Genomic DNA, 22,799 nt, shown 5'->3' on the forward strand with positions numbered 1-22,799 from the left:
CAGGATAGGCCGTGGTCCGCACGGCCTATCGCGCTCGTCAGCGGCAGGGACTAGCCTTCTTCATCATCGTTTCGGGGAGCGGGGGGCCGCTGTGACGCACGGGATCGCTCGGATACGACTGGACGACGGCACACCCGTCTGGGCCCGCGTCAGCGAGCCGGAGGAACTCCGCCGGGGCGGCGGCTTCACGGACACCGGCATCGGCGACCGGGTGATCTCCATGGCGGAGGGGCTCACCGACGTCGTGCGCGGGGTCGTCGGCTCCCTGCGGGGCGGGCTCGACCCGCAGGCGCCGGTCGAGGTGTCCGTCAGCTTCGGCATCGAACTGACCGCCCAGGCCGGCAAGGTGATCAGCGTCCTCGCGGAGGGCGGCGGCACGGCCTCGATCGCGGTCTCCCTCACCTGGACCGAACCGGGCCCCGCGTCCGGTACGGAATCGGGAGCCGTGTCCGGTACGGAACCGGGCCAGGCATCCGGTACGGAACCAGGCCCTGCCCATGGAACGGAACAGGGCCCCGCGCCGGTGCCCGACGCGCGGTCGCCGCACCAGCCGGCGGCCGATGGCGCCGTATGAGCGCCTTCGAAACCCTCGTGCGCCCTGCACTGGTACGCATCGCGGCTCCCGGTGACGGGTATGACCCGCACGGCGACCGGTACTGGGGCACCGGCTTCTTCATCGCCCCCGGCTGGGTGCTGACCTGCGCCCACGTCGTGGCAAAGGGGGGAAGCGCGGTGTGGAAAGGCGAGCGGGCCGTCGGCATCGTCTGGGACGGCGGAGTGACGACCGGCGAGGTCGTCCTCGCCAGCCCGCGCCCCGCCGCGCCCGAAGTGCAGCTGGACCGCTGGGACTTCCCGGACCTCGCGCTCGTCCGCGTCCCCGACGCCCGGGACGCGAGCTGCGTACGGCTCAGTGAGCGCCCGCCCGTCATCGCCCAGCCCATCCCGGTCGCGCTGTACGGCTGGTCCCGGGTGACCGGCCGGCTCGCGATCCGGGACGCCGTCGGCACGGTCCACGGCGTCGACGGCGAAGCCCTCCTGCTGAGCGGCACGCAGCCCGTCGAGGGGCTCTCCGGCGGACCTGTCGTCGACCTGAACCGCGCGGTCGTCATCGGGCTCAACAAGGGTCGCGGCGCGGACGAGGGCGCCGCCGTCCCCATCGCCTCCCTGCGCAGGCTCCACCGCGAGCGGGGCGGCGAGGTGCTCTCCGAGGTCATGCGGGACCACGACCGGCACCACCTCGCCCGGTACCGCTCCGTCTCCGGCGAGGCCGACTGGACCAGGGCGCAGCTCCACCACCGGCCGCCCACCGCCCAGGGCCTCGACCCCGGACGCCGTATCCATCTGTACGGGCGGCTCGCCGAACTCCCCCCGCCCACCGGGCCCGGGGAGGTGCTGCACCTCGTCGACGAGGCCCGGCGGCTCACGGTCGGCCACGACCTGCGGCCCGTTCTCGAAGTCGCCCCGCAGACCTGGCGCGAGGGCGTCGGCCTCCTCCACGAACTCCACGAGCCGAACCAGGAGTCGGCCACCGACCTCGGCCCGAACGCCGTGCTCGTGTACGCGGCGAAGGTCGCCCGGCACGTCAGGGAGCGGCACGGGGACAGCGCCGCGATCCGCGTCCTGGCCGCCTGGGTCACCGACGCGGCCGCGGAGATGCCGCTCGGCACCCGCAAGACCATCGCCGGCATCCTGACGAACGGGCGTGCCTCCAAGGGACGTTCGGCCGCCCCGGAGCCCGGGGCGCGGGCCGACGTCCTGGTCGAGATCGACACCCCGCCCTACGGCCGGAAATTCCCCTGGCGGGTGAAGCTGCTCTTCGACGGGCGGACCATCACCCCACTGCACGGCGACGACGAGGGCGTCGAGCGCGAGCGGCTCCGGGACACCCTGCGCGAGCCGCTCGCGGACGCGCTGGCCCGCGGCGACCGGGGCGAGCACCTGGCCGCCGTCGAGGCGCTGCTGCCGCGCGAGCTCTTCGACGAACCCCTCGACACCTGGCGCCTCTCGCCCGACGACGAGCTCTTCGACGAACGCTCGCTGCCCCTCGGCCACCGCCGGATCGTGGTCATACGGGACGCGGGCCGCCACGCCCGCCCGCCCGCGCCCGAGTGGCACATGCGGTGGCGGACGGCCGGTGTGGGCCCGCTGCGGGCCGTACCGCTGCGCGCCGAGGCGCTCGCGGCGGCGCGGGACGTGCACGGGGCGCACCGGATCCGCCGGGAGTCGCCCCGGCAGACCTGGGTACGGCTCTCGGAGGCCGAGGACGGTTCGGTACCGGTGTACTGCGGCCCCGTGGGCAGCGGCGACGGGCTCAAGGCCATGGCCGCCGCGCTCGCCGCCGGCCACCCCATCGCCCTGTGGCGCACCGGCGCCCATGAACACGACCACGCGCGCTGCGCCGAGTTCCACGAGCGGGCCGACCGGCTGCTCGCCGAGGCGGGCCGGGCCGAGGGGCTGCACGGGCCGGTCATCTCCCTGCGCAAGCGGGCCTTCGCGGACCTGGACCTGGACATGGACCTGGATCTGGGCCTGGACGCAGACGCGGGACCGGACTTGGGCCTGGGACCGGGCGTGGGCCTGGGGGCGGACCAGGGTCCGGACCTGGCCCCGGATCCCTCCTTCGGTGAAGCCGGCGACGGCGGCCCGTTCGTCCCTTCCGAGTCCGAGCACGCCTGGGCCGCGAACCTCGCCGTCCTCTTCGATCCCCCGGACCGCCCGCCGCACGAAGATCCCCTCCAGGGCCCGCCGATGCTCGGCGAGGAGGAGTGGTGACCGGCCGGACACGCGGACAAATGGTCCGGTTCGCGCATCGGCAGCGGGTGCGGTCGGGAGGTACGTTCGACGGGCCGGTCCACGACACCACTGCAGCCAGGAGGAGTTCATCGTGAACGATTGGCGGATCTACCGTGGTGCCGGCCACCCGCACGACGAGATACGGCGGTTGCCCGCTCCTCCGCCGTGGCGGGACTTCTCGACCGGCGGCGCCGACGACACCCTGGCCGGCTCCGACCGACGGCTCGGCGTGCGCCGCCGCCTGGTCCAGAACCACCACCCCCGACCCGCCGAGACCGACGCCGTCAACGCCGCGCTCTACCTGCGCCGGCCGCTCCTGGTCACCGGCAACCCCGGCACCGGAAAGTCCACGCTCGCCCACGCCGTCGCCCACGAACTGGGCCTGGGCCGGGTCCTTCGGTGGCCGATCGTCTCCCGGTCGACCCTCCAGGACGGGCTCTACCGCTACGACGCCATCGGCCGGCTCCAGGACGTCCAGCTGGAGCGCGCCCAGGCCGGTTCGACGGTGCCCGCCGCGACCCCGGCGGGCATCGGCTCGTACATCAGACTCGGACCGCTCGGCACCGCGCTGCTCCCCTCCGAGCAGCCCCGGGTCCTGCTCATCGACGAGCTCGACAAAAGCGACCTGGACCTGCCGAACGACCTGCTGAACGCCCTGGAGGAGGGCGAGTTCGCCATCCCGGAGCTGGAGCGGCTGGCCGACCGCGAGCCGGTGGTCCAGGTGCTCACGGACGACGGGCGGAAGGTGCCCGTCCAGGGCGGCCGGATCCGCTGCTCCACCTTCCCCTTCATCGTGCTCACCTCCAACGGCGAACGGGACTTCCCCGCCGCCCTGCTGCGCCGCTGCATCCGCCTGGAGCTGGAGCCGCCGGGCGAGGAGCAGCTCGGCGCCATGATCGAGGCGCATCTCGGACCCGACGCGGCGGCCGGCGAGGAGGGGCTGGTCAGCCGCTTCCTCAACCGCGAACCCGGCGAGGTCATCGCCACCGACCAGCTCCTGAACGCGATCTATCTGACCCAGCACGCCCCGCGCACCGAGCGGGTGACCCGGGAACGCATCGCGGACATGCTCATGCAGCCGCTCGATCAGCCGAGGTGATGGCCGGATGCACCGGATGCATCTGGAAGAACTCACCCGCAGACTGCGGGCCGGTGGGCAGGACCCCACGGCCGAGGAGGTCGCGGACGCCGTCTGGCTCGCCCAGTGGCTCCCGGCGGCTGCCCCGGACCCGGCGGGCGGCGACGCCGGTGACGGCCCGGCGGGAATCCCCGGGGTCCTCCGGGCGGACCCGGACCGCCCCGCCTCCGCGGAGGAGGGGCGAGATCCAGCCATCGGTGAGCGGGGGGACGGCGGCGACGCCCGTTCCTCCCGTACGAGTACGGGTGGCGGCGGCGACCGCGCGCCGGGCGACGGCACCGGCCCCGCAGGTGCCACCAGCCCCGACGGCGACACGGACCGGCCCGCCCGCGCCACCGACACCGTCGACATCCGGCCGTTCATCGGCGTGACTCCCGGCAGCGCACGGACGGCGAGGGGCAGCAGGGCCCTGCCCGTCCGCGCGCCCGGCGCCAACGCGCTGCCCGGCCTCCTCGGCCTGCAGAAGGCGCTTCGCCCCCTGCGCCACTACGCCCACTTCCCGCTCCGGCCCGGTGAAGGCCTCCTGGACGAGGAGGCGACCGCCGAACGCAGCGCGGCGGCGGGCATCCTCACCCCGGTCCTGCGCCCGGCGGCGGGCCGCCGCCCCGACATCCAGCTGCTCATGGACACCGGCCCCGCCATGGTCGTCTGGACCCGCATGGTCGAGGAACTGCGCCAGGCCTGCCAGCAGTCCGGTGCCTTCCGCGACGTCCAGGTGCACCGCCTGTACGACACGGGGGAGGGCGCCCCGCTGGTCACCACCACCTCCGGATCCGACGGCCGGCCCCGGCTGCGCCCCGGCGACCAGCTCCACGACCCCACCGGCCGCCGCCTCACCCTGATCGTCAGCGACTGCGTCGGCCCGCTGTGGCAGCGCGGCGCCGCCCAGCGGCTGATCCACCAGTGGCCCCGGCAGTCCCCGCTCGCCCTCGTCCAGCCGCTGCCCCCACGGCTCTGGCCCCGGACCGCGCTGTCGGTGGAGCCGGGGCTGTTACTGCGCCCCTCGTCCCCCGGCGGCCACACCGGCTTCCAGCCGGACGAGGAGCCCTGGGAGCCGCCCGCCCCCGACACGCGCGCGGTGCCCGTGCTCACGCCCACCCCCGAGGCGTTCGCCTCCTGGGCGCGGCTCCACGCCGGCCACGGCTCGGGCGCGGTCCGCGGCTGGGCGGCGACGATCGCCGCCGAGGCGCCGAGGAGCGCCGACGCGCCCCACCCGGCATCCCCCGGCGCGACCCGCGGCACCCCGCATCCAGGGCCCTCCGGCGCGGCCCCGAGCGGTCCCCGCACCCCGCGCAGCGACGAGGAGTTGCTGCGGGCCTTCACCGCGGGCGCATCGCCGGGCGCGCTGCGGCTCGCCGTCCACCTCGCGGCCGCCCCGCTCGCGCTCCCCGTCATGCAGCTCGTCCAGCGCGCGATGCTGCCCGACACCGGCCCCATGGAGCTCGCCGAGGTCCTGCTCAGCGGGCTCCTGCGGCAACTGCCCGGCCCTTCCCCGTACCCGTGCTTCAGCTATCCGCCGCGCGTCCAGCAGCACCTCCTCGGCTCCCTGGACCGGGGCGCCGCCGCGCTCGTGCTCAAGCACTGCTCCGAGTACGTGGAGCGCAACTTCGGCCAGGGCATGCGCAACTTCCCGGCGCTCGCGGCCGCCCGGCTCGCGGGCCACGACACCGGCGAGGACCGGACGCCCGCGCCCGGCCCGGTCGACGGGACCGAGGAGCCCACCGGCCCGGTCGGCACGGAACCCGAACTCTTCGCCCGTATCCCCGCGCGCGTGCTCCGCTTCTACCACCCCGACCTGATCACCCCCGACCCGCTGGCAGCCGCCCGACGGCTCTTCGAGCAGTGGCTCGGCCAGTCCGACTCCTCGCTGCTCGTCCGCGCGCGCCGACAGGCCGAGGCCGCGCTGCCCGAGCACCCCGTGGAGGCCGGGATCCTGCTCGGACGCGTGCTGTACGCGGAGTCCGGCACCGCCGCCGTCCAGGGCACCGAACGCCGTCGGGAGCTGCTGGACCGCGCGCTGACCGAGCTGGAGCGGGCCGGCGGCCTGGCCGAACCGGGCGGCCCGGAGTGGGCCGAGGCGCGGCTCGAACAGGCAGTCGCGCACCACGGGTTGTGGCGGCACACGGCCGACCCCCGGCACCTGGACGACGCCCTCGACGCGCTCTTCGGCGACGTGCCGGACTGGCCCGAGGCCCACCACCACACGCTGCATCTGCGGCGGGGGCGGCTGCTCCTCGCGCGCGGCGACGGCGCCGCCGCGGCGACCGAGCTCACCACCGCGCTCTCCCTCCGGGAGAGCGCCCCGGCGCTCCTCGACCTCGCCGACGCCCTGCACCTCTCGGGCGCCGACCCGGCCGAGATCACGCCCGTACTGGATCGGGCGGGGGAGCTCCTCGGCGACGGCGTCGCCCTGCGGCTGCGCTGGACGACGGCGCGCGCCCGGCTCCACGACGCGGCGGGTGAAGGGCCGGCGGCCGACACCGCGTACGAGGAGGCCAGCCTGCTCGCCCCCGCCGACAGCGGACAGCGTGGCCGGATCCTGATGACGTGGGGGGAGTCCCTGATGCGCCGCGCCGCGACCACCTCCGGGCAGGCCCCCGTGGACCGCGCGGAGGGCGTGCTGCGTGAGGCCTTCACCAGCCTTCCGGCCGACGCCCCGGAGCGCGCCCGGGCCGGCATCCTCATCGGCAGCGTGCTGGCCCTGCGCTTCCACCGGGCCGGATTCCTGCCCGACCTCTTCGAGAGCCGCCACCTCCTGGAGCAGGCCGCACGCACGACTCGGGACATCGGACTGCGCTCCGAGGTGTGGCTGCAACTGGGACGGGTGAGACTGGAGTTGAGCGGAGTGACCCGGGACGGAGGCCACGGCGACGCGCTCGCGGCCTACCAACGCTCCTGGGAGGACGCCCTGTCGGCCCACGGCGACAGCCCGGGCACGATCACCGGCGCCCGCGCGCTGCACGCCCAAGGGGCTCTGCTGCACCTGATGGGGAGCAAGGGCCGCGCCGAGACCGCGCTGCGGGCCGCCGCCGAACAGTGGCGACGCCTCGACGCCGCGTTCGTGGAGGTGGACTGGAACGACGTGGAACGGACCAGGAACCTGCTGGCCGAGGTGAGCGCCGGCGCCGGCCGGCCCCCGAGGAGACTCTCCGAGGACGAACGGGCGCGAACGGTACCTCCCTGGTGGACCTGGAGCGAAACGGGCGGCTAGCAGCCGTACGAATCGGCTGAATAACGGGGGCGTGAATGGGCGCAGTTGAGTCGAACGGGTTTCCGTCTTCCTGGCGTCGGGAAGAACCGCTCCGCCGCTACGACCGTGGGGGACTGGCGCCGGTGAGGAGGAGCCGAGGGTGTTCGAGCACACGGAGTGGGCGACCGGCGTCGACCAGGTCGACCGAAATGCCGACCAGCCTCCGCACCTGCCTGATCTCACCGCCGTGGACCTGCGGACCCTTCGCGACATGGCCGACCCCGAGCTCGTGGCCGCGGTGGACCGCGTCCTCGGGCGCGTCGCGGAACTGGGCGAGTCCTGGTTCTCGAACGAAGACCCGCCCTGATCTGCCAGGTCTGACCCCGACGCACCCGAATCCGGCCAGATCCGGGCGCCGCACGCCCCCGTGGGCGAGAGGGACGACCGTACGCGCCGGATGCCCGCATCGTGGGCCGGGAGGCTGAGATGACCAGCAGCCCCCTGCCGGCCGCCACGCTGGCCCAACTCGCCCGCACCCGGCCGACCGGCGACGGCGCGGGCCTGCTCCGTTCCACGCTGCACGCCCGCCGGATGCTGCTGCTCAAGGCTCTCCTGATCCGGGTGCTGCGCCACCGTGCCGAGCACGGCACCGGCGTGTACGAACGCTTCCAGGCCTCCTGGCAGCTCCTGGAGCGGGTCGAGCGCCGCCGCCCGGACGCGGTACGGGACGTCCTCGACTACCCCACGACCGGGACCTGGCTGGCCGTCGCCCTCGCCGCACCGCCCGGGCCTGTGTTCGACGAGCATCTGGCCCGGCTCGACTCCCTCGCCGTGACCGCCGCCCTGCGGGCCGGCTGCCCCCTCGACCTGACCGTGCCGACCACTCGGGGAGGGCTCCACCTCACCGGCGTCGGCATGTTGCCGACCGAGGCCCGACAGGTCAGCGTGATCGCCTCGTCCCACCTGGCACGGCTGACGCCCGCGCCTTCGGAGACGGCGGAGGGCCCTGGGGCGCCACCGTCGGCCGCTCCCGCGCGCCCGGTCCTGCTGCTCCCCGCCCCGCGCGGCGGCATGCCGAAGGCGACGGGCCTCGACTGGAAGCCGCTGTACCGCCTGCCGGGAAGCGGCGCGATCCTCGACGACCTGGACCCCTACCGGGTGCCCGCCGGAGGCATCGGCATGCCGCCGCGCGGCGCCGCCACCCTCGACGCGGCCGAGCGGAGCCTCTGGGCCGCCCGGTGGCGCGCGGCGATGGAACTCCTCACGGCGACCGACCGCGGGCGGGCCGGTGAAGTGCGCAGGATCGTGCGCCTCCTCGTCCCCCTGGAGCCGGCCGACGAGGGCGGGAGCTCGATCGGCGCCACCCTGCGGGCCGCACCCGGGGCCGTTCTCGCCTCCCTGCCGCGCGGCCCCGGCGAGATGGCCGAGATCGCGGTCCACGAGAGCCACCACACCAAACTGGCCGCGGTGCACGAACTCGTACCGCTCTACCGCACGCAGGGCGCGCACAACCCGCCGGAGGTGCACCGCGTCGGCTGGCGGACCGACGCGCGCCCCCTCGCCGGAGTCCTCCAGGGGGCCTACGCCCACCTCGCCCTGATCGACCTCTGGCACCGGGCGGCCGTGACCCCGGGCATACCCGCCGCGTGGCGCTCCCGGGCCGCGAGGCAGTTCGAGCGTGTTCACCATCAGGTGGGCGAGGCGCTCTCGATCCTGCTTGAATCCGATGAACTGACCATTGCCGGGCGCGAGTTCAGCAACGAAATGCACAGGCACCATGCGTGCCTGGGTGCCACCACGAAGGCCGTACGGTGACACTATGCAGGCGGGCTATGACACTGAGTGGCGCGTGAGCGGACAGGGAGACGTACACATGGCGGAACTGGCGCGGTCGGGCGGAGGCGGGGCGGCACACCGCGGAGGCACGACACCCGAGCATGTCCTGGTGGTCTTCCCCGGCTACCACCGGCCCTGGGCCACCTGGATCAGTCAGCGCCTGGAGCTGAACGGCGTGCGCGCGACCCCGCACCGCTGGGACCCGCCGCGCGAGGTGCCGCTGGAGGACTCCCTGAGCGACCTGCTGCTCGCGCGCGGACAGGTCCTCCTCGTCCTCAACGACTGGTTCTTCGAACTGGGGCCACGCCCGGCCGGCGAATGGAACGACGCACTCCGCGGATTCGTCGCCGCCCACGCCGACCGGTTCGCCGCGGTCAACCTCACCAACAAGCCGCTCCTCCCCGCCACCGCCGTCCTGGAGCCCGTCAGCCTCTGGGGCGTCGGCGAGGAGGAGGCCGAATCGCGGCTCCTCGCCAGACTGGGGATCGAACCGCGCCGCGCCGGGCGGCGGATTCCCCCCGGCGCACGCAACCGCTACCCCGACACGCCTCCCGAGATCTGGGGCGAGATCCCGCGCCGCAACCCCCGCTTCACCGGCCGCGACGACCTGCTCGCCGAGCTCCAGGAACGCCTGATGGACGCCGAGCGCGGCAGCGCGGCCTGCGCGCTCCTCGGCATGTCCGGCATCGGCAAGACCCAGATCGCCGCCGAGTACGCCCACCGCTTCAGCCCCGACTACGACGTCGTCTGGTGGGTCAACTCCGACGACCGCAACATCCAGCGCGACCGCTTCGCCGAACTCGCCGTCGAACTGGGCCTCCCCGTCGGCAGCGAGCCCGGCGAACGCATCCGCGCCGTACGGGAAGCGCTGCGCCGCGGAGACCCGCACGGCCGCTGGCTGATCGTCTTCGACGGGTGGGACGACATCGAGGGCGTCAACGTCATGCTGCCGAACGGCCCCGGACACGTCCTCATCACGTCCCGCAACCGCGGCTGGGGCGACCACACCGACCTCCTCGAAGTCACCGGCTTCGAACGGTCCGAGTCCACCGCCTACCTCATGCGCCGGGCCCCGCACATCAGCGCCATGGAGGCCGACGAGGTCGCCGCCGAGTTCGGCGACGTCCCCCTGCCGCTCGTCCAGGCCGCGGCCTGGCTGGGCGAGTCCGGCATGGAAGCACCCGAGTACCTCCGCATGGTCCGCGAAGGCCGCCTGTCCACCGTCGACGACAGCCACACCGTCGACGGCTTCCCCAACGCCTCGCTCACGTCCTGGGCCATACTGATCAACCGGCTCCGCCGCTCCCAACCGCAGGCCGTCGAGATCCTCAGCCTCTGTGCCTCCTTCGCCCCCGGCCGCATCCCGCTGGGCCTGGTCCGCGCCTACCCGCAGGCCGACCTGCCCGAGGACCTGCGGTGGATGGCCACCGACCTGCCCGCCTGGAGCCGCGCGCTCGACACCCTGGTGAACTACTCCGTCCTCACCCGCGAGACCCGCGGCCCCATGAACACCGACATGGAACCGCACCAGGAGTCGATCCACATGCACCGGCTGGTGCACGACATCGTCTCCCGGCTCACCGACGGCCCGCACCGCGAGGCCCACCGCAAGGCCGTCCGCACCCTCGTCGCCGAGGCCGACCCCGGCAACCCCATGGACAGCCGGAACTGGCCCCGGTACGCCGAACTGCTCCCGCACCTGGAGCCCTCCGGCGCGCTCGAAAGCCGCAACCCCCGCGTCCAGACCGCCGTCTTGAACTGTCTGCGCTACTGCTACCGCAGCGGCGAGTTCAAGGCGGGCACCCGGCTCGCCGAGCAGATCCGCGCGAGCTGGAGCGAGTTCGTGGACCCGCTCGCCCAGCCCATGCTCGACCTGATCACCCAGGAGGGCAGCATCCTGCGCTCCAGCGGCCGCTTCCGCGAGGCGCACGCCCTCGACTCGGCCGTGTTCGAACGACTGCGGGCCGCCTCACCCCGCAACGAACTCGCCGAACTGATCGCGCGCAGCGCGTACGTCAGCGACCTGCGCTACCTCGGCCAGTACACGGAGGCCGAGGAACTCCAGCGCCAACTGCTCGCGGAGACCCAGGGCCTGCTCGGCGAGAACGAGTTCATGACCCTCCTCGCCCGGCACAACCTCGGGGTGAGCCTGCGCCTTCTCGGCCGGTACCAGGAGGCCTACGACCTCGACGCCGAGACCCTCGCACGCCGTGAGACGGTCCTGCGCACCCGGCACGCCAACACCCTGAACTCCGCCAACGCCCTCGCCCACGACCTGCGCCTGCTCGGCCGCTACCGCGACGCGCTCGTACGGCAGGAGGCCAACGTCCGCCTGCACGCCCAGGTCCTCGGGGCCCAGCATCCGCAGACCCTCGCGGCCCGCTCGCAACTCGCGCTCTGCCGCAGGCGCGAGGGCAGCAGCCAGCAGGACATCGGCGCCCAGATGGCCAGCCTCCTCGACCAGATCGAGCAGGTCCACGGCCGCGGACACCACGTCACGCTCGCCTTCATCAACAACTACGCCAACTACCTGCGCGAGCACGGAGATCTCGACCAGGCCAGAGAACTCACCCAGGAGGCGGAGGCCGGCTACCGCTCGCTGCTCGGCCCGGCCCACCCCGTCGCGACGGGCCTGCTCGCCAACACCGGCCTCGTCATGCAGGCATCCGGTGAACGCGCCGACGCCATGGCCATGCTGGAGTCCGCGCTCGCCGGGCTCACCGCCTCGCTCGGGTCCGACCACCCCTGGGTGCTCGGCTGCGCGCTCAACGCCGCCGCCGCGCGGAACTTCAACGGGCGGGTCGGCGACGCCACCGAGCTGAGCCGGGAGACGCTCCGGCGGGCGCGGACCGTCCTCGGCACCGACCACCCCCTCACGCTCTCCTGCCAGATCGCCCTCGCGGCCGACCTGCGGGGGCTGCGCGAGGTGGAGGAGGCCGGGAAGGTCGAGGAGGACGCCCTGCTGACGCTCACCCGGACGCTCGGCGCCCAGCACCCGCACACCCTCTCCGCACGGCAGCGCAACCGGCCGTACTGGGACTTCGAGGCCTACCTCGGCTGACCCGCGAACGCCGGAGGCCCGGCGCCCCTCTCGGGGTGCCGGGCCTCTCGACGTACACGTACCGCCAGGGCGGCGGGTCGGACGGGGTCAGGCGTCGAAGACCTCGTTGACCAGCTGCTGCTGCTCGGCCTGGTGACGCTTGGCCGAACCGACCGCCGGGGACGAGGAGTGCGGACGCGAGATCCGGCGCAGGCGCTCGCCGTGCGGGATGTCGGCGCCGACCGCCAGGTCCAGGTGGTCGATCAGGTTCAGCGCGATGAACGGCCACGCTCCCTGGTTCGCTGGCTCCTCCTGCGCCCACAGGTACTTCTCGGCGTTCGGGTACTTGGCGATCTCGGCCTGGAGCTCGGCACCCGGCAGCGGGTACAGGCGCTCCAGACGGATGATCGCCGTGTCCTTGACGCCGCGCTTCTGACGCTCGGCCTCCAGGTCGTAGTAGACCTTGCCGGCGCAGAAGACGACCTTGCGGACGTCGGCGGCGTTCACGCTGTCGTCGCCGATCACCGGGCGGAAGCCGCCGGTGGTGAACTCCTCCACCTTCGACGCCGCCGCCTTCAGACGCAGCATCGACTTCGGGGTGAAGACGATCAGCGGCTTGTGGTGCGGGTTGTGGACCTGCCAGCGCAGCAGGTGGAAGTAGTTCGACGGCAGGGTCGGCATCGCGACCGTCATGTTGTCCTGGGCGCACATCTGGAGGAAGCGCTCCGGGCGCGCGGACGAGTGGTCCGGGCCCTGGCCCTCGTAGCCGTGCGGCAGGAGCAGCGTGACGCCGGAGGTCTGGCCCCACTTCTGCTCGGCCGAGGAGATGAACTCGTCGACGACGGTCTGCGCGCCGTTGACGAAGTCACCGAACTGGGCCTCCCAGATGACCAGGGAGTCCGGGCGGGCCAGCGAGTAGCCGTACTCGAAGCCCATCGCCGCGTACTCGCTGAGCAGCGAGTCGTAGACGTTGTAGTGGGCCTGGTCCTCGGCCAGGTAGAGCAGCGGGGTGTAGTCCTCGCCGGTCTCCTGGTCCACCAGGACCGCGTGCCGCTGGCCGAAGGTGCCACGGCGGGAGTCCTGGCCGGACAGCCGGACCGGGGTGCCCTCCATGAGCAGCGAGCCGATGGCGAGGGTCTCGCCGAAGCCCCAGTCGATCGTGCCGTCGTCGATCGAGGCCGCGCGGCGCTGCATCTGCGGCATCAGACGCGGGTGGACCGTGATCCGCTCCGGGATGTTGACCTGCGACTCGGCGATCCGCTTGACGATCTCCTGGGAGACCGCCGTGGTGACGTGCACCGGGAACTCCGGCTGGGGGTCCGGGACGTGCGCCGGGGCCGGGGCGGAGGTGGCCTCGCGGACCTCCGCGAAGACCTTCTCCAGCTGGCCCTGGAAGTCCTGGAGCGCCTGCTCCGCCTCTTCGAGGGTGATGTCGCCGCGACCGATCAGCGACTCGGTGTACAGCTTGCGCACCGAACGCTTCTTGTCGATCAGGTTGTACATCTGCGGGTTGGTGAACTGCGGGTTGTCGCCCTCGTTGTGACCGCGGCGGCGGTAGCAGATGAGGTCGATCACGACGTCCTTGTTGAACGTCTGGCGGAACTCGAAGGCGAGCCGCGCGACGCGGACCACGGCCTCCGGGTCGTCGCCGTTCACGTGGAAGATCGGCGCCTCGATCATGCGGGCCACGTCGGTGGCGTACATGGAGGAGCGGGACGACTCGGGAGCCGCCGTGAAGCCGACCTGGTTGTTGATGACGATGTGGACCGTGCCGCCGGTGCGGTAGCCGCGCAGCTGCGACATGTTCAGGGTCTCGGCGACGACACCCTGGCCCGCGAAGGCCGCGTCGCCGTGGAGGGCGACGGGCAGGACGGTGAAGTCCGTGCCGCCCTTGTTGATGACGTCCTGCTTGGCGCGGACGACACCCTCGAGGACCGGGTCGACCGCCTCCAGGTGCGAGGGGTTGGCGGTGAGCGAGACCTTGATCTGCTCGCCGTCCAGGCCCGTGAAGGTGCCCTCGGCGCCCAGGTGGTACTTCACGTCGCCGGAGCCGTGCATCGACTTCGGGTCGAGGTTGCCCTCGAACTCGCGGAAGATCTGCGCGTACGACTTGCCCACGATGTTGGCGAGGACGTTCAGGCGGCCGCGGTGGGCCATGCCGATGACGACCTCGTCCAGACGGGACTCGGCGGCGGAGTCGATGACCGCGTCGAGCAGCGGGATGACGGACTCGCCGCCCTCCAGGGAGAACCGCTTCTGACCGACGTACTTGGTCTGCAGGAAGGTCTCGAAGGCCTCCGCCGCGTTCAGGCGGCGCAGGATCCGCAGCTGCTCCTCGCGCTCCGGCTTGGAGTGCGAGCGCTCGACGCGGTCCTGGATCCACTTGCGCTGCTTGGGGTCCTGGATGTGCATGAACTCGACGCCGGTGGTGCGGCAGTACGAGTCCCGCAGCACGCCGAGGATGTCGCGGAGCTTCATCATCGACTTGCCGGCGAAGCCGCCGACCGCGAACTCCCGCTCCAGGTCCCACAGGGTGAGGCCGTGCTCGGTGATGTCCAGGTCGGGGTGCTTGCGCTGGCGGTACTCCAGCGGGTCGGTGTCGGCCATGACGTGGCCGCGGACCCGGTAGGAGTGGATCAGCTCGAAGACGCGCGCGGCCTTGGTGACGTCGTCGTCGTGCGAGGCGTCGATGTCCTTGAGCCAGCGGACCGGCTCGTAGGGGATGCGCAGGGCCTTGAAGATGTCGTCGTAGAAGCCCTCCTCGCCGAGGAGGTAGTTCGCGACGACGCGCAGGAACTCGCCGGAGGCGGCGCCCTGGATGACGCGGTGGTCGTACGTCGAGGTCAGCGTCATGACCTTGGAGATGCCCAGCTTGTTCAGGGTGTCCTGGGAGGTGCCCTGGAACTCGGCCGGGTAGTCCATCGAGCCGACGCCCATGATCACGGACTGTCCGGGCATCAGACGCGGCACGGAGTGGACGGTGCCGAGGCCGCCGGGGTTGGTCAGGGAGACCGTGACGCCGGAGAAGTCCTCCATCGTCAGCTTGCCGACGCGGGCGCGCTTGACGATGTCCTCGTAGGCCTGCCAGAACTCGAAGAAGTTCAGCGTCTCGGCCTTCTTGATGCCGGCGACGACGAGCTGGCGGTCACCGTTCGGCTTCACCAGGTCGATCGCCAGGCCGAAGTTCACGTGCTCCGGCTTGACCAGCGTCGGCTTGCCGTCCTTCTCCGCGAAGGAGTAGTTCATCGACGGCATGGCCTTGATCGCCTGCACCATCGCGTACCCGATGAGGTGCGTGAAGGAGATCTTCCCGCCCCGGGCGCGCTTCAGGTGGTTGTTGATCACGATCCGGTTGTCGAAGAGCAGCTTCACCGGGACGGCGCGGACGGACGTGGCCGTCGGCACCTCCAGCGAGGCGTTCATGTTCTTCGCGACGGCGGCGGCGGGGCCGCGCAGCGTGAGCAGCTCGGGGCCGGCGGGCGCCTCGGCCGCCGGGGCGGCGGGGGCGGGCTTCGCGGCGGCGGGCTTCGCGGCGGCCGGGGCGGCGGCGGGCTTCGCCTGAGCCGGGGCGGCCTGGGCCGGAGCGGCCTGGGCGGCGGGCTTCGCCGGAGCGGCCTGGGCCGGGGCGGCGGCGGCCGGGGCCGGGACGGCCTTGGCGGGCGCCGGAGCGGCGGGCGCGGCAGGTGCGGCCTGTGCGGGGCTCACCTGCGGCGCGGCGGCCGGGGTCTCCGTGGCGCCGGGCTTGTAGTCGGCGAAGAAGTCCCACCAGGCACGGTCGACCGAATTCGGGTCCTGGAGGTACTGCTGGTAGATCTCGTCGACGAGCCACTCATTGGCGCCGAAGGCGGTCGCAGGGTTCTGACCCTGCCCGTCTTGGCCGGTGGAGGTACTCGGGGAACTGGGGGACTGAGACGACACGGCGGTAACCGCCCTCTTCCGCTTCACAAGGTGATGGACAGCGGAAATAAAGGCTACGCCTCCCTGACCGACAGGTGCAGGCCGGGCACTACCAACGTCGCGCAAGTCACACTTGACGCGGCGTTTCAGGGCAGGGAATGGCGGGAAACAAGCGTGGTTCTGCCCTCTCGCGGGTACGAGAGACCCGGGTTGCGGCCCCTGAGGTACGCATCCCTGACCACGTCCTGATCGTGTCCTGTCCATGTACACGCAGAACATGTGCTTCCGGTTCGACCCTACGTCAATCCCGTGCCGGAAGGCTGCCCGGAAGAGTGACCTGGATTCGGCAGCCACGTGACGATTCGGCCACTCCGATCTCGCCGCCGTGCAGATCCACCGCCCAGCGGGCGATCGCGAGCCCCAGGCCCGTACCGCCGTCGCTGCCCTTGCCGGACTGCGCCGGCACCTGGCCCCGGTTGAACCGCTCGAAGACCGTGTGCCGCAGCGCCTCCGGGATGCCCGGGCCCTCGTCCTCGACCTCCAGGGCCAGCGAGTCCGGCCACGCCCCGCGCCGGGCCCGCACGGTCACCCGGCCGTGCGGCGGCGAGTGCTTCACCGCGTTGTCGATCAGGTTCGCCATCACCTGGTGCAGCCGCTCCGCGTCCGCGTGGGCGGTCAGCTCGGGCGGCGAGACGTCCAGGTGCAGATGGACGTCCGTACGGTTGTGCAGGCCGGACGTGGAGGACAGACCGCGCTGGGACGCGGCGAGATTGGCCTCGCGCAGCACCCCGGAGAGATACGGCCAGACCTCGAAGCGTCGTGCCTTGAGCGTGACGACACCGTTGTCGAGCCGTGACAGGTCGAGGAGCGTCTCCACCAGTCTGCCGAGCCGCTCGGTCTGCTTCAGGGCCGTACGCATCGTCTCCGGATCGGCCTGCGAGACCCCGTCCACGACGTTCTCCAGGACGGCCCGGAGGGCGGCGATGGGGGTGCGCAGCTCGTGCGAGACGTTCGCGACCAGTTCCTTGCGGTGCCGGTCGACGGACTCCAGGTCGTCCGCCATGCGGTTGATCGTCGAGGCCAGGTCGCCCAGCTCGTCACGGCGGTCCGCGCCGCGCACCCGCCGGCTGAAGTCCCCGCGCGAGATCGACCCCGCCACCGTGTTCATCTCGTCCAGCGGCGCCGTCAGCGACTGCGCCACGAACTGCGTGATCAGCAGGGTCGCGATCATCGCGAAGATCGTGATGTACCGGAACTCCGTGGAGGTCCGGATCGCCACGAGCGCGAGCCCCGAGGTCAGCAGGACCGCCCCGACGACCAGCGTGCCCAGCTTGGTCTTGATCGAGATCACGATCCGGCGCCTCCTCCGGGACTCGGGGCGCTGCCCCCGGCGGCTCATGACGCCGGCGTCTCCAGTGCGTAGCCGACTCCGTGGACCGTGCGGATCCGCTCGGCCCCGATCTTCCGGCGCAGCGCCTTGATGTGGCTGTCGACCGTCCGCGTGCCGGAGGCGTCCGCCCAGTCCCAGACCTCCGCGAGCAGCTGCTCGCGGGAGAGGACCGCGCGCGGGGTGTTCGCCAGGCAGACCAGCAGGTCGAACTCGGTCGGCGTCAGGTGCACGTCGTCGTTGCGGACGCGGACCCGGCGCTGCGCGTGGTCGATCTCCAGCTCGCCGAGGCGCAGGATCCCGCTCCGCGGGGTGACGGCCGCGAGCGCGGCGCGCTCCACCCGGCGCAGCAGGACGTGCACCCGGGCGGCCAGCTCACGCATGGAGAACGGCTTGGTCATGTAGTCGTCGGCGCCGACGCCGAGTCCGACCAGCATGTCCGTCTCGTCGTCCCGCGCGGTCAGCATCAGGACCGGCACCGGGCGCTGCGCCTGGACGCGGCGGCAGACCTCCAGGCCGTCGAAACCGGGCAGCATCACGTCGAGCACCATCAGGTCCGGCTGCCAGGCCTCGGCGGCGTCGACCGCCGCCGGACCGTCCGTCGCCGTCTGGACGAGGAATCCTTCCGCCCGGAGCCGGGCGGAGATCGCATCCACGATCGTCGTGTCGTCCTCGACGACCAGCACCCGCCGCTGCGCACCCGGAGTGGCCGCCGCACCGTGGTGAGTGGTGTGTGTCTGCTCCATTGCCCCGCCTCGCATCGCTGGTGTCGGCCAGCAGCCTAGAGGCACGGACAGCATCCCGGCTACGCAGGCCTGATGCCGAGGTGCACCACGTCAGGGACGCCCCGGGCAACGGGGATCTCTTCGGTCCGTACCCCGCTGAATCCGGCATTCCGCAAGGACTCTTCGAAAACGGCGGACGGCTGGGCCGACCAGACGGCGAGAACTCCGCCCGGATGCAGACGCCTGGCGCAGGCCGCCAACCCCTCGGCGGAGTACAGGCTTTGGTTGCCGTCGGTGACCGTCCAGTCGGGTCCGTTGTCGATGTCCAGGCACAGTGCGTCGTACGTGTCGGGGGAGTCGTGGACGTACGTCACCAGGTCCGTGTGCAGAATCACGTTGCGCGGATCGGCCAGAGCCGTCCCGGAGATCGCGGCGAGCGGTCCTTCGCGGTGCCAGTCGATGATCGCCTGCTCGCGCTCGACCACGGCGATGCGGGACCAGCGGGGGTCCGCTGCGGCGTGCGCGAGGGAGAAGCCGACGCCGAGGCCGCCGATGAGGACGGAGGCACCCGTGCGCCCGCCGAGGGCGTCCATCGCCGCGTCGATCAGCCGCCGCTCCGAACGTCCGTCGGAGGTGTCCATCAGGAACGTACCGTTGGCGATGATCTCGAAATGCTCGTCGCGCCGCCGCAGTACGACTTCTCCGTACGGGCTGTCGCGGCGGTCGAGGATGACGGGGCTGGACATGTTCACACTCCCGGTCTCGGCAGACGGCTGTCGCGGCCATCCTCGCGGGGCGGGGAGGGCCGGGACAAACGGGATGCCGGATCCGATGCTGGGATCCGACAGATCCCAGGGCAGATCGGATCTTGGATCCAATGTCCAGGATCATGGATCCAAGATCATGGACATGGGATCCGATCGCTTCGGTCAGGGGGCCGTCGGCGGGCCGCCGTTGGGCAGGGCCTCGAAGACGCGCTGGAGGGCCGGCGGGCGTTCGCCCTCGCCGGCGACCACGACGCGGTACCGGTGGGTGAGGACGTACTGGAAGCCGTCGGGCACCGGTCGGCCCGTCGGGCGTGTGGGCACCTTCGCGTAGGCCGGGTCCTCCAACGCCGCGCGCAGTTCGGCCACTTCGGAGGGGGTCATCCGGCCGGTGCGCGGCGGTTGCGTGCCGGAGCGGGTGGTGTAGCTGCCGTCGTGGTGGACGATCAGCTGGTTGCGGACGCCGGCCAGGCCGCCGTTGACGTTCACCTCGACGAGGACCTCGCGGGGGCCGGGCTCGTGGTCGTTCTTCACCGTCCCGTCGGCCCCTGTGGGGACCGGTGGCGCCGGGACGGTCCCGGCGGTGGGTACCGTGCCGGTCGGGGCCGGCTTCGCGGTCCCCTCCTGGGTCACCACCGGCGCCGACGAGGTGTCCTGGTCGCCGCACCCGGCCACCGCCAGCAACGGGACCAGTACCGCCGACGCCGCCCATGCCGTTCTTCTGCGCACCATGGCCCCGAGCATGCCCTCACCCGATCCGGTTGACCAGGGCCGTGCGGGGCGTCGATGCGGGGCCGTGCGGCCACCCGGTGCGCCCGGGCTACGGGGCGTCCCGGACGATCCCCGTCAGGGGGCACTCGTAGCGCCAGTCCAGGCTGTCGTAGAGGGCCAGGCCGTCACGGGTGGCCGAGAGGATGCCCGTGGTCGCGCCCGCCTGGGCGGCGGCCGCCTCCAGGGTGCGCATCACGTTCGCGCCGAGGCCGCGGCGGCGGTGGCCGGGATCGGTCTCGATCTGGTCGGCGACCGCCGTCACCCCCGTCGGGGCGATCTGCCCGCGCGCGGCGAGGGTGCCGTCCGGGGCCACGATCCGGACCCGGATCACCCCGTCCCGGGTCTCCGTCGTCCGCGCGTACCCCTCCGGCGCCGGCGGGCGCGCCCCCGGGTCCAAGGCCTTGCTCATCATGTAGCCGGGGTCGTCCGGAACGGTCCACCCCGGGGTGATCCACTCCGCCGCCTCCTCCGGCCCCGCCATGATCTTCAGCCACGCGCCCGGTACGTCGATGGCCTCGCAGAGCTTTCCGACGGACACCGCGTCCGGCGCCGGCAGGACGTGCCGGAAGACGTGCGTGGGCAGGCCGACGTCGATCCGCCAGCCCCAGGGCTCGACCACGGCGGGCGACGTTCCGCGCGAGACCGTCCAGCCCGCCACCCACGCGGAGGTAATAGACGCAATATCCATGGAGGTATTACAGGTCCTGCGCGACGCCCCGCGCCAGAGTGATCGCTCAGAGCGAACGGCCCTCGGGGAACATCCGGAGGCTCATGTGCATTGAGTCCACATAGCTCAACTTGACTGCCGAAGGGGAGATCATGGCTGCGACGTCCTCACCGCTCACTCTGCCCGTGCTGCCGCTCGACGACGAGGTCGTGCTGCCCGGAATGGTGGTGCCGCTCGACCTGTCCGACAACGACGTACGCGCAGCGGTCGAGGCCGCCCAGGCCGCGGCCCGCTCGGGTACGGGCAAGCCCAAGGTGCTGCTCGTGCCCCGCGTCGACGGCACGTACGCCGGGACCGGTGTCCTCGGCACCGTCGAACAGGTGGGCCGGCTGTCCGACGGCGACCCCGGCGCCCTGATCCGCGGCCTCGGCCGCGTCAAGATCGGCGCGGGCACGACCGGACCCGGCGCCGCCCTGTGGGTCGAGGGCAGCGTCGTCGAGGAGACCGTGCCCGACCCGCTGCCCGGCTCGGTGACCGAGCTGGTCAAGGAGTACAAGGCGCTGGCCACCAGCTGGCTGAAGAAGCGCGGCGCCTGGCAGGTGGTGGACCGCGTCCAGCAGATCGACGGCGTCGCCGCGCTCGCCGACAACTCCGGCTACTCGCCCTTCCTCACCGTCGAGCAGAAGGTCGAACTCCTGGAGACCGCCGACCCGGTCGCCCGCCTCAAGCTCGCCACCGCCCAGCTGCGCGAGCACCTGGCCGAGCAGGACGTGGCCGAGTCCATCGCGAAGGACGTCCAGGAGGGCGTCGACAAGCAGCAGCGCGAGTTCCTGCTGCGGCGCCAGCTGGACGCCGTACGCAAGGAGCTGCGCGACCTCAACGGCGAGGCGGAAGGCGACGAGTCCGACGACTACCGGGCGCGCGTGGAGGCCGCCGACCTGCCGGAGAAGGTGCGGGAGGCCGCCCTCAAGGAGGTCGAGAAGCTGGAGCGGTCCAGCGACCAGTCCCCGGAGGGATCCTGGATCCGCACCTGGCTCGACACCGTCCTCGAACTGCCGTGGAACGAACGCACCGAGGACCAGTACGACATCCAGGGCGCCAAGTCCGTCCTCGACGCCGAGCACGCGGGCCTGGAGGACGTGAAGGAACGGATCACCGAGTACCTGGCGGTGCGCAAGCGGCGCGCCGAGCGCGGTCTCGGCGTGGTCGGCGGCCGGCGCGGAGGCGCGGTCCTGGCCCTGGTCGGCCCGCCCGGTGTCGGCAAGACGTCGCTGGGCGAGTCCGTCGCGCACGCCATGGGGCGCAAGTTCGTCCGGGTCGCGCTCGGCGGCGTACGGGACGAGGCGGAGATCCGCGGCCACCGGCGTACGTACGTCGGCGCGCTGCCGGGCCGGATCGTACGGGCGATCAAGGAGGCCGGGTCGATGAACCCGGTGGTGCTCCTCGACGAGATCGACAAGGTCGGCTCGGACTTCCGGGGCGACCCGGCGGCCGCGCTCCTGGAGGTCCTGGACCCGGCGCAGAACCACACCTTCCGCGACCACTACCTGGAGGTCGAACTCGACCTCTCCGACGTCGTGTTCCTCGCGACGGCGAACGTCCTGGAGGCCATCCCGGAGGCGCTGCTCGACCGGATGGAGCTGGTCCGGCTCGACGGGTACACGGAGGACGAGAAGGTCGTCATCGCCCGTGACCACCTGCTGCCCCGGCAGCTGGAGCGCGCGGGCCTGGAGCCCGGCGAGGTGGTTCTCGAGGACGGGTCGCTGCGGAAGCTGGCGGGCGAGTACACCCGAGAGGCGGGCGTACGGAACCTGGAGCGGTCCATCGCGCGGCTGCTGCGGAAGGTCGCGGCACAGCACGAACTGGGCGACCGTGAGCTGCCGTTCACGGTCGGCGTCGACGATCTGCGCGGGCTGATCGGGCGGCCGCACCACATCCCGGAGTCCGCGCAGGACCCGGCCGAGCGCCGTACGTCCGTACCGGGCGTGGCGACCGGTCTCGCCGTCACGGGAGCGGGCGGTGACGTCCTCTTCGTGGAGGCGTCGCTCGCCGACCCGGAGACGGGCGCGGCGGGGCTGACCCTGACGGGTCAGCTGGGCGACGTGATGAAGGAGTCCGCGCAGATCGCGCTCTCCTTCCTGCGGTCGCACGGCGCGGAGCTGGAGCTGCCGGTGACCGGTCTGAAGGACCGGGGCGTGCACATCCACTTCCCGGCGGGCGCGGTGCCGAAGGACGGCCCGAGCGCGGGCATCACGATGACGACGGCCCTCGCCTCGCTGCTCTCCGGCCGGCTGGTCCGGACGGACGTGGCGATGACCGGTGAGGTCTCGCTCACCGGGCGGGTCCTGCCGATCGGCGGCCTGAAGCAGAAGCTGCTCGCGGCGCACCGGGCGGGCATCACGACCGTCGTGATCCCGAAGCGGAACGAGGCCGACCTGGACGACGTCCCGGCCGAGATCCTTCAGAAGCTGGAGGTCCACCCGGTGACGGACGTGCGCCAGGTCCTGGAGATCGCCCTGGCCCCGGCGCAGGTGGCGGTGAGCGCGGCGGCGTAAGAAGCGGCGCCACGGCGGTACTTGGGTACGAGGAGT

The 22,799-nt window shown here is 72.6% G+C and carries 14 protein-coding genes; 8 read left to right on the forward strand and 6 right to left on the reverse strand.

Going from position 1 to position 22,799, the window contains the following annotated elements:
- The first annotated feature begins 91 nt into the window (after nt 1-91).
- From ACWF79_RS21490 to fxsT, 7 genes are all read left to right on the forward strand, one after another.
- Nucleotides 92-574 (forward strand): CU044_2847 family protein, encoded by a 483-nt coding sequence (locus ACWF79_RS21490; RefSeq protein ID WP_453729717.1) that lies wholly within the window; start codon nt 92-94, stop codon nt 572-574.
- Entirely contained in the window at nt 571-2,772 is a 2,202-nt protein-coding gene (locus tag ACWF79_RS21495; protein WP_453729718.1) for a VMAP-C domain-containing protein, read from the forward strand. Before ACWF79_RS21490 ends, ACWF79_RS21495 begins: the two co-directional genes overlap by 4 nt.
- Before the next feature lie 112 nt (nt 2,773-2,884).
- Nucleotides 2,885-3,892 (forward strand): AAA family ATPase, encoded by a 1,008-nt coding sequence (locus ACWF79_RS21500; RefSeq protein WP_361436596.1) that lies wholly within the window; start codon nt 2,885-2,887, stop codon nt 3,890-3,892.
- A gap of 7 nt (nt 3,893-3,899) precedes the next feature.
- Complete coding sequence (locus ACWF79_RS21505; RefSeq protein ID WP_453729719.1) at nt 3,900-7,142, forward strand: SAV_2336 N-terminal domain-related protein; 3,243 nt, start codon at nt 3,900-3,902, stop codon at nt 7,140-7,142.
- Nucleotides 7,143-7,281: 139 nt separating this feature from the next.
- A complete protein-coding gene (locus ACWF79_RS21510) occupies nt 7,282-7,488 on the forward strand; it encodes a hypothetical protein (RefSeq protein ID WP_453729720.1) in 207 nt (68 codons plus the stop codon).
- 119 nt (nt 7,489-7,607) lie between these two features.
- On the forward strand, nt 7,608-8,936 hold the full coding sequence (locus tag ACWF79_RS21515) for an aKG-HExxH-type peptide beta-hydroxylase (protein ID WP_453729721.1): 1,329 nt from the start codon (nt 7,608-7,610) through the stop codon (nt 8,934-8,936).
- A gap of 58 nt (nt 8,937-8,994) precedes the next feature.
- On the forward strand, nt 8,995-12,018 hold the full coding sequence (fxsT, locus tag ACWF79_RS21520; RefSeq protein ID WP_453729722.1) for an FxSxx-COOH system tetratricopeptide repeat protein: 3,024 nt from the start codon (nt 8,995-8,997) through the stop codon (nt 12,016-12,018).
- Between the two features lie 87 nt (nt 12,019-12,105).
- Here the strand turns inward: fxsT and ACWF79_RS21525 are convergent, their stop codons facing one another.
- The 6 genes from ACWF79_RS21525 to ACWF79_RS21550 all read right to left on the reverse strand — a co-directional run bounded on the left by ACWF79_RS21525 (nt 12,106) and on the right by ACWF79_RS21550 (nt 20,229).
- Nucleotides 12,106-15,915, reverse strand: coding sequence for a multifunctional oxoglutarate decarboxylase/oxoglutarate dehydrogenase thiamine pyrophosphate-binding subunit/dihydrolipoyllysine-residue succinyltransferase subunit (locus ACWF79_RS21525; RefSeq protein WP_453729723.1), 3,810 nt, complete (start codon nt 15,913-15,915; stop codon nt 12,106-12,108).
- 280 nt (nt 15,916-16,195) lie between these two features.
- Nucleotides 16,196-17,293, reverse strand: a complete 1,098-nt coding sequence (locus ACWF79_RS21530; protein ID WP_453729724.1) for a HAMP domain-containing sensor histidine kinase — start codon at nt 17,291-17,293, stop codon at nt 16,196-16,198.
- Nucleotides 17,290-18,027, reverse strand: coding sequence for a response regulator transcription factor (locus tag ACWF79_RS21535; protein ID WP_315891128.1), 738 nt, complete (start codon nt 18,025-18,027; stop codon nt 17,290-17,292). Before ACWF79_RS21535 ends, ACWF79_RS21530 begins: the two co-directional genes overlap by 4 nt.
- Nucleotides 18,028-18,086: 59 nt before the next feature.
- On the reverse strand, nt 18,087-18,752 hold the full coding sequence (locus tag ACWF79_RS21540) for a spermidine synthase (RefSeq protein WP_453729725.1): 666 nt from the start codon (nt 18,750-18,752) through the stop codon (nt 18,087-18,089).
- Between the two features lie 183 nt (nt 18,753-18,935).
- Nucleotides 18,936-19,502: a hypothetical protein gene (locus ACWF79_RS21545; protein ID WP_453729726.1), complete on the reverse strand. Its 567-nt coding sequence runs from the start codon at nt 19,500-19,502 to the stop codon at nt 18,936-18,938.
- A gap of 88 nt (nt 19,503-19,590) precedes the next feature.
- The gene (locus tag ACWF79_RS21550; protein ID WP_453729727.1) at nt 19,591-20,229 is read right to left on the reverse strand and encodes a GNAT family N-acetyltransferase; all 639 of its coding nucleotides are present in this window, start codon (nt 20,227-20,229) and stop codon (nt 19,591-19,593) included.
- Between the two features lie 131 nt (nt 20,230-20,360).
- On the opposite strand from ACWF79_RS21550, the gene lon reads away from it, so the two are divergent.
- The gene (lon, locus tag ACWF79_RS21555) at nt 20,361-22,763 is read left to right on the forward strand and encodes an endopeptidase La (protein WP_453729728.1); all 2,403 of its coding nucleotides are present in this window, start codon (nt 20,361-20,363) and stop codon (nt 22,761-22,763) included.
- Nucleotides 22,764-22,799: the final 36 nt, after the last annotated feature.

The sequence above is a fragment of the Streptomyces sp. NPDC054975 genome, assembly GCF_053609105.1.

What these genes read in the sequence shown, in the direction of transcription:
- ACWF79_RS21550 (WP_453729727.1), bottom strand. Translation starts at nt 20,229, where the DNA reads ATGGATATTGCGTCTATTACCTCCGCGTGGGTGGCGGGCTGGACGGTC.
- ACWF79_RS21530 (WP_453729724.1), bottom strand. Translation starts at nt 17,293, where the DNA reads ATGAGCCGCCGGGGGCAGCGCCCCGAGTCCCGGAGGAGGCGCCGGATC.
- ACWF79_RS21545 (WP_453729726.1), bottom strand. Translation starts at nt 19,502, where the DNA reads ATGGTGCGCAGAAGAACGGCATGGGCGGCGTCGGCGGTACTGGTCCCG.
- lon (WP_453729728.1), top strand. Translation starts at nt 20,361, where the DNA reads ATGGCTGCGACGTCCTCACCGCTCACTCTGCCCGTGCTGCCGCTCGAC.
- ACWF79_RS21535 (WP_315891128.1), bottom strand. Translation starts at nt 18,027, where the DNA reads ATGGAGCAGACACACACCACTCACCACGGTGCGGCGGCCACTCCGGGT.
- ACWF79_RS21495 (WP_453729718.1), top strand. Translation starts at nt 571, where the DNA reads ATGAGCGCCTTCGAAACCCTCGTGCGCCCTGCACTGGTACGCATCGCG.
- fxsT (WP_453729722.1), top strand. Translation starts at nt 8,995, where the DNA reads ATGGCGGAACTGGCGCGGTCGGGCGGAGGCGGGGCGGCACACCGCGGA.
- ACWF79_RS21505 (WP_453729719.1), top strand. Translation starts at nt 3,900, where the DNA reads ATGCACCGGATGCATCTGGAAGAACTCACCCGCAGACTGCGGGCCGGT.
- ACWF79_RS21540 (WP_453729725.1), bottom strand. Translation starts at nt 18,752, where the DNA reads ATGTCCAGCCCCGTCATCCTCGACCGCCGCGACAGCCCGTACGGAGAA.
- ACWF79_RS21515 (WP_453729721.1), top strand. Translation starts at nt 7,608, where the DNA reads ATGACCAGCAGCCCCCTGCCGGCCGCCACGCTGGCCCAACTCGCCCGC.